6 protein-coding genes are annotated in these 7,087 nt (G+C 75.3%); all 6 read left to right on the plus strand.

The genetic code is table 11. The features are described 5' to 3' along the window. Positions 1-447: 447 nt before the first annotated feature. On the plus strand, positions 448-1,410 hold the full coding sequence (locus tag HCN52_RS19730; protein ID WP_168089792.1) for an NAD-dependent epimerase/dehydratase family protein: 963 nt from the start codon (positions 448-450) through the stop codon (positions 1,408-1,410). 297 nt (positions 1,411-1,707) lie between these two features. Next, positions 1,708-1,875, plus strand: coding sequence for a hypothetical protein (locus HCN52_RS19735; RefSeq protein ID WP_168089793.1), 168 nt, complete (start codon positions 1,708-1,710; stop codon positions 1,873-1,875). Positions 1,876-1,982: 107 nt separating this feature from the next. Continuing rightward, positions 1,983-2,702: a Crp/Fnr family transcriptional regulator gene (locus tag HCN52_RS19740; RefSeq protein ID WP_245175301.1), complete on the plus strand. Its 720-nt coding sequence runs from the start codon at positions 1,983-1,985 to the stop codon at positions 2,700-2,702. A gap of 99 nt (positions 2,703-2,801) precedes the next feature. Further along, positions 2,802-3,788, plus strand: a complete 987-nt coding sequence (locus HCN52_RS19745; RefSeq protein ID WP_168089794.1) for a hypothetical protein — start codon at positions 2,802-2,804, stop codon at positions 3,786-3,788. Beyond that, positions 3,785-6,073, plus strand: a complete 2,289-nt coding sequence (locus tag HCN52_RS19750) for a hypothetical protein (RefSeq protein WP_168089795.1) — start codon at positions 3,785-3,787, stop codon at positions 6,071-6,073. Before HCN52_RS19745 ends, HCN52_RS19750 begins: the two co-directional genes overlap by 4 nt. Next, a partial coding sequence (locus HCN52_RS19755; protein ID WP_168089796.1) for a hypothetical protein occupies positions 6,057-7,087 on the plus strand: 1,031 nt, incomplete at its 3' end. The genes HCN52_RS19750 and HCN52_RS19755, both read left to right, overlap by 17 nt.

Below are 7,087 nucleotides of genomic sequence, written 5' to 3' on the forward strand. Positions count from 1 at the left end.
GTCCGTGATCCGGTAGAAGAACGCGCCGTTCCCGGTGAACCGCCCGTCGGCCGGTTCGAAGGTGAAGGTCTTGGTGAGCCCCCGTGCGGGTCCCGGCCGGAGGAACCGGCGCCCGGGGTCCCTGCGCCCGGCCCCCGCGCGGCTACCGCACACGCACCGTGCCCCGGCGGCGCCGCCGGCACCGCACCGTCCCTGGCGGGCACGCCCCGCTGCACCGCCCGCGGCCCCCGCAGGCGCGGCCCGACGTCGGGGTCGCCCGCCCCGCCCGGTAGGTTCCCGTACACCCCCTGCCCGGTAGCCGGATACCGGCGTGCCGGGCATCCTGACAGAACGGCCCACCAGGGCACCGCTCGGACGACTCGGCCCGCCCGGGACGAGCCGCACCGGACGCCTTTCGTGGACCCGCCGCGCGCTGCCCGCCGTCACTCCCGCAGGAGGCCCACCATCATGCGCGTACTCGTCGCCGGCGCGACCGGTGTCATCGGCCGCCAGCTGATGCCGCTGCTGGCCACCCACGGCCTGCAGGGGATCGCGCTCGCCCGCACCGCACGGCGCGCCACCGAGGCGGAGCGGACCGGTGCCCGGGTCGTCATCGCCGACGCACTCGACGCGCAGGCGGTCGACGCGGCGGTGGGGGCGGCCGAACCCGACGTCATCGTCAACATGCTGACCGCCATCCCGGCGGCCATCAACCCGCGTCGCATGGCGAGCCAGTTCGAGGCCACCGACCGGCTCCGCACCGAGGGCACCGCCCACCTGTTGGCCGCCGCCCGCCGCCACGGTGTCCGCCATACCATCGCCCAGAGCGTCGCCTTCGCGTACGACCCCGACGCGGGACTGCGGCCCGCCGTCGAGGACGATCCGTTGTGGCGGTCGCCGGCGCCCCAGTTCGCCCCGGCGCTCGCCGCCATTCGCGGGCTGGAGGAGCAGGTCGTCGCGGCCAACGGCCTGGTCATGCGGTTCGGCCACCTCTACGGCCCCGGCACCGCCTTCGGCGCCGGGGGCAGCATCACCCGTGCCGTCCGCAGGCGTCGCATGCCGGTGATCGGCGGCGGCACCGCCACGTTCTCCTTCCTCCACACCCACGACGCGGCCACCGCGATCCTCGCCGCCCTCGACCGGCCCGCCGCCGCCGGCATCGTCAACGTCGTCGACGACGACCCGGCACGGGTCTCCGACTGGCTGCCCTACCTGGCCGAACTGGTCGAGGCGCGCCCGCCGTTCCGACTGCCCGCCGCGCTCGCCCGCATGCTGGTCGGGAGCTGGGGCGTCCAGTTCCAGACCCGGCTCCGCGGCGCCGACAACACCCGCGCGGCCACCACCCTCGGCTGGCGCCCCCGCCACTCCTCCTGGCGGGAAGGGCTGGCCCACGACCTCACCGGCGCCCACCTCGACCACCCCGTCGACTGACGGGGCCCCACCGCCCCGACGTCGACGCGCCACCCGCCCGGTCCGCCCGCCCGGCCGACGCGGTCCGCCCGGCGCGCCCCCGCCCGGGCGGCCCGGTCAGCCGCCGTGACGGCGACGGAGCGTGGTGAGCCGGCCCACCCGGAGGGCTTCCTTCTCCTCCGCGCGGCCCGCGGCGCTATGAGCCCCTGCGCCGCGGCGAGCTGGAAGAAGCCGGCTCCCGCGGTGTTGGCGGAGAGGCGGTGCACCGGCGCGGGGAGCACGAGCGGCGGGTGCTGGACGTCGAAGGGACGGCAGCCGGTGCGTGCCGCCACCACCGCGCCCGGCTCCGTGGACGACGTCGGGCGCACCGGCCGGGTCCGCTCCGGCAGGAACTCGCGCCCGCTGGAGACCATCGACTCCCACGCCTCGTTCGTGCGTCCGTACCCTGACATCGCGCTCCCCCGACAGATCTGTGTTCGTCACTGAGAGTGACGTTAGTCGTGGCGCCCACCCCTGCACCATCACCCCCGCGAGTGAATTCGGAGGTGCCCCGCACACGTTCGGTGTCGGACTCGTCGCCTACAGTCCACGGCATGACTGGCAGCCCCGGCAGCCCCGGAACACATCGGCACACCGCCGTACCCACCATGCGCCACCTCATGGGCGAGGAGCGCTGGCAACGACTGATCGACACCGCGCACCCCCGGACCCATTCCGCCGGGGCCACCCTGCTGCGGCAGCACGAGCCGGGGACCCACGTCCTCGCGTTACGCAGCGGGGTCGCCAAGGTGCTGCTGCGGGAGCAGGGCGGCGGTCTCACCCTGCTGGCGTTCCGCGGCCCGGGCGAACTGCTGGGCGAGGTCGCCGTGCTGGACGGCGGCGGGCGCTCCGCCGGCGTGCTCGCCATCACGCCGTGCGCCGTCTCGGTCATCGACCGCGCCGCGTTCCTCCGCCTCGCGGACGAGGAGGAGCTCTCCCCGCTGCTCATCCGCTACGCTCTCGGCCGCCTCCGGGAGTCCGACACCGCACGAGGCGGGGGCGACGTCACCCCCCGACTCGCCGCCGCGCTGGTGCAACTCGCCGAGATGGACGGGGAGCAGCCCGCCGGCGGGGCCGGCCCCCGCGATCTGGCGCTCACCAGGAACGAGCTGGCGCAGTACCTCGGCGTCTCCCGCAACACCGTCACCACGGCCTTGGCGGAACTGGGACCCGCGCGGGTACGGACGGGGCGCGGGCGGGTCCACATCGGCGACCTCCAGGCGCTGCGCACCGCCGCCGCTCCCGCGTGGACCGGCGGGCAGCGGGGCGTGTGACCGCCCTCACGCGCCGTCGGCACCGAGCGAGCACACACCGACGCCGCGCCGAAGCAGGATCTCTGTTCACCTTCCGCACCGAACAGCTCAGGAGCAGCCGTGCCCGCCTCACCGCGCCCCGTCGCCGAACCGCGACCCCACAGCGCCAGCCGCCACCTGCCGCCCTACCGGGGCATCCTCGCGGTCGACGCGAAGGACTTCACCGGCCACCCCGCCGTCCAGCACGAGTACATCAGTCGATCCGTCCCCCAGCTGCTGGAGCGGGCGTTCGACCGGTGCGGCCTCTCCGAGGTCTGGGAGTCGCGCCGGTTCCCGACCTCCACCGGTGACGGCTACGTCCTCGGGTTCGACCCCGCCTGGCTGCCGTTCGTCGTCCACCCCTGGCTGCCGACGCTCCAGGACGTCCTGGCCGAGTTCGCCGTCCACGCCGCCGGGGCGGTCCGCATCCGGCTCCGCGTCAGCCTGCACGTCGGGCCGCTCCCCGACTCCGGCGGCGACTTCGCGGGCAACGGCACGGCGCGCAACGACACCCACCGGCTGCTGGACTCCCGCCCGGTGAAGGGGATGCTCGCCGCCTCCGACGAGAACGTCACCTACGTCGCCGCCATCCTGTCCGACCGGTGCTACCAGGACGCGGTCGCCTCCGGATACACGGGACGGCATCCGGAGCACTTCATCGAGGTGCCGGCCACCGTCGAGGGCAAGCAGTTCGACCAGCGCGCCCACCTCTACGTCCCGACCCCGTCGGGCAGCCTCTTCGACCGGCGCATCCTCGGCGAGCGCGTGATGCGGGACCACGGCGCACCGACCGCCCCGGCCGGCGACGCCGCACCGCCGCGTCCGCGGGGCCAGGGACCGACCCACCGCACCACCGTCCACAACCGCGCCGACCGGGGGAACCTCAACACCGGCACGGTCCACGGCGGTCAGAGCGTCACCAACAACGACGCCTCCCACGGCGGCCACGTCGGCGACATCGCCGGCGACCACGTGCGCGGTGACCGCCACGGCGGCAACCGCGCGGAGACCGTCCGCGGCGACCAGGGCGACACCCCCCGCGGCGGCCCCCGCGAGGCCGACCGATGACCGCGACGGACCACCCCGACGGCGACCGCGGCGGCGGTACGGTGCTCGCCGCTCACCCCGAGGGCCCGGCGGACGACGGGGACGGGCGGGCGGCCGGTCCGGCACGGTCCGGCAGGGACGACCACGACCCGCCCGCCGGGGACGACCGCGAGCGGCCCGCCACCGAACCGGTCACGGAGGAGTTCCCGGAGGACGCCCTGGCCGGCCGCCCACCGACCGGCGCCGGAGGCGTGTTCATCCACGCCCCCGGCGGCAACATCAACACCGGTGCCCTCCACGGCGACCAGCGCGTGGTCAACGACTCCGCCACGTCGACGCCGGGCAGCCTCCCCGAGACGTACGCGGAGCCCGTCACCGCCCGGGAGATCAGCGAGGCGCTCCACGGCTTCACCCGGCCGGCCTGGTTCGCCTCCGCACTGCGCGCCCTGGACGACCGCGTCCTGTTCCTCGTCGGACGACAGGGCAGCGGCCGCCGCACCGCCGCCTTGAACCTGCTGCACGACCACCGCGGACCCAGCTTCGACCTCCGCGTGCTCGACGGGGACACCGACCTCGCCTCCTGGCGCCCGATCGACAAGGCCCACGGGTACCTCGTGCCCGGCCTGACCCCGAGACGGATGACACCGGACCAGTGCCTCGGCCGCAGCACGCTGGCCACCTTGCGGCGGCGCCTGGCGGAGGCCGACGCCCGCATGGTCGTCGTCCTGCCGGACCAGCCGCACCTGGTGCGCCCGTTCACCCGGCAGCTCGACGTGAAGCCGATCCGATGCCAACCACCCCCGACACGCGAGGTGTTCACCTCGGTCCTTGCCGCGGAGATCCCCGACGAGGCCGAGCGCCGCCACCTGGTGGAGCGTGCGGGCCCGACGCTGGTGGAGGAGCTGCTCGACGCCGACCTCACGCCGGTGGACGTGACCGAGCTGGTGGGCGTGCTCGTGAACGCCGGCGAGGACGGCCCCGACCCGGACGAGGTGCTCGACCGGCTCAGCTTCCTCGCGCACGACGAGGTACCCGAACTGCTCGCGGCCGTGCGGGAGCAGCCCGACGCCCTGGCCTTCCTGCTCTCCGCCTGCGTCTTCGAGGGCGAGGACCACCGCGTGATCCGGGAGGAGGCGGACCGGCTGCTCCTCGTCGCCGGCGACCGGCTGCACCACGTCCTGCACCCGTGGGCGGAGCCGCCCGCGGAGGGCAGGCAGTCGACGGAACCCGAGGCCAACCCGGCGTTCGTGCTCCGCCGGTCGCTCGACGACCTGCTGCGGCTGACCGGGGCACACTGCGGCGAGCCGGAGATCCGCCAGGCGCCCGGCTACGGTTACACCGTCGAACCCGTCCGGTTCGTCCGCACCGGGCAGGGCGCCGCGCTGCTGCGCCACCTGTGGCGGCAGTACAGCGGGATCGCCCCGCTGCTCACCACCTGGCTGAGCGACGTGCCGGAGGGGTCCGACCTCACCGTTCCCGTCGGCAACGTCATGGGACGAGCCGTCATTTGGGGGAGCGGCCGACACGCGCTCGAACACGTCCGGGAACTGGCCAGGTCCGACCGGGACGGGCATCGCCGCATCGCCGCCTACGCCCTCGCCACGGCAGCCGAGAGTCCGCTGCGCCGCAGCGAGATCACGCACTTCCTGCGCCACTGGAGCTGGGGAGGCGGCTGGCGGCTCCGCACCACCGCGGCGCTCACCTGCGGCACCTCGTTCGGAGCGCACCGCCCCGACCTGGCCGTCAGGTTGCTCGGCACCTGCTACCGGGGGAGGGAGGGCGACGAGCGCCCGGTCGCCGCTGCCGTGGTCTGGTCCCTGGACACGATCTTCGCGGGCGGTGCGGAGGAGATCGTCATCACCAACCTGACGGAGTGGCACACCGAGGGGGGTCGCGCCCGCGCCAAGGCCGCCGACCTGCTCCCCGTCCTGCTGGTCCGGCACTCCTGGTTCTGCCACCAGCTCCGGACCGGCGGCGACTTCCGCGACGCGGTGATCGACCTGGTGCACCTCGCGCTCGCGGAGGACCGGACGTTCGACGCCACGGCGGACCACCTGCTGCGGTGGTGCCGCGCCGCGACGCGTGACCAGCACGTGAACACCGCCGTCACGACGCTGCTGACCGCCTTCTCCCACCGGCTCGACCGCGGGGTGCTGCGACTGTTCCGCCGCATCGACCGCGACGACACCGCCGACCCGAGCGCCCGCCGCATCGCCCACCGGGCCTTGCAGCGCTGGCGCACCGCCGAACCCGCCACTCCCCGCCGACCAGCAGCCCCCGGAGGCGAGCATGATCCCCGAAGCTGAGACGACGAGCGCACCGCTCTTCACCCTCGCCGCCCGCTCCCCCTGGCGGGAGCGCGTCGCGCAGCGCTGGGCGAGCCGCCGCGACCGCGCCCTGGTCCTGCGGGACCGCGACGGCCGGTACCACCTGGCCGGCGGCAGCCGCTCGCCGTCCGCCACCACCAAGCCGCGGCCGGAGATCGGCATCGACGGTGAGGACGACTACTCGTACGCGTCGCCCGGCCGGTTCCGCTACGACGCGGCCTTCTACGTGCGGTTGGACGAGACGGCCGGCACGTTGCCCATCAGCCTGCCGGGAGCACGCCGGCGGGAGTCCCACGAGGTCCACATCCGCTGGTGGGTGCGGGACCCCGTGGAGGTCGTCCGGTCGCGGACCACCGACGGCTGGTCCGTCGTCCGCGGCCAGGCGGCCGCTGCGGTCCGCGAGGTCTTCGAGCGCTACCGCACGGCGGGCGGACACGTCAGCCCGGCGGAGCTGCTCAGCCAGCTCTCGGACCCCCGGGAGCTCCACGACACCGGCCTGACCTACCACGCCGTGGAGGTGCGCGAGCGGGACGAGGAGCGCGAGGTCCGCCTGGGAGCCGGTGACGACACCGGCCCGCCGGCGTCCTGGGCGGAGATCGACAGGGAGGCGTACGCCTTCTGCCTGCGGGCGGTCCGCGACGGCCCGGCGTCCCTGGCCGCGCTCTGGCTGGTCAGACACCCTGAACAGGTGCGCGAGGTCCTCGACTGGTCGGTCGCCCATGCCGACCTCCTCCAGGGCGAGACCACCTGGCAGGACGAGATGGCCGGGATGTTGGGGACCCTCAGCGCCGAGGAGCAGGGCGAGCTGTCCGAGATGGTCCGCGACCGGCTGGCCGCTCTCGGCCGCCCCGTGCCCGGTGCCCCCGCGGCCGACGCCCCCGTGCCCGGCGCCCCCGCGGCCGGACCTGCGGTCCCCGGCGAGGGGAGCGGCAGCCGCCGCGCGCCCCACCCGGCGATGCCGGGGGCCCGCCCCAACGGATGGGACCCCCGGAC

This window comes from Streptomyces bohaiensis, from assembly GCF_012033785.1.
Classification (GTDB): Bacteria; Actinomycetota; Actinomycetes; order Streptomycetales; family Streptomycetaceae; genus Streptomyces; species Streptomyces bohaiensis.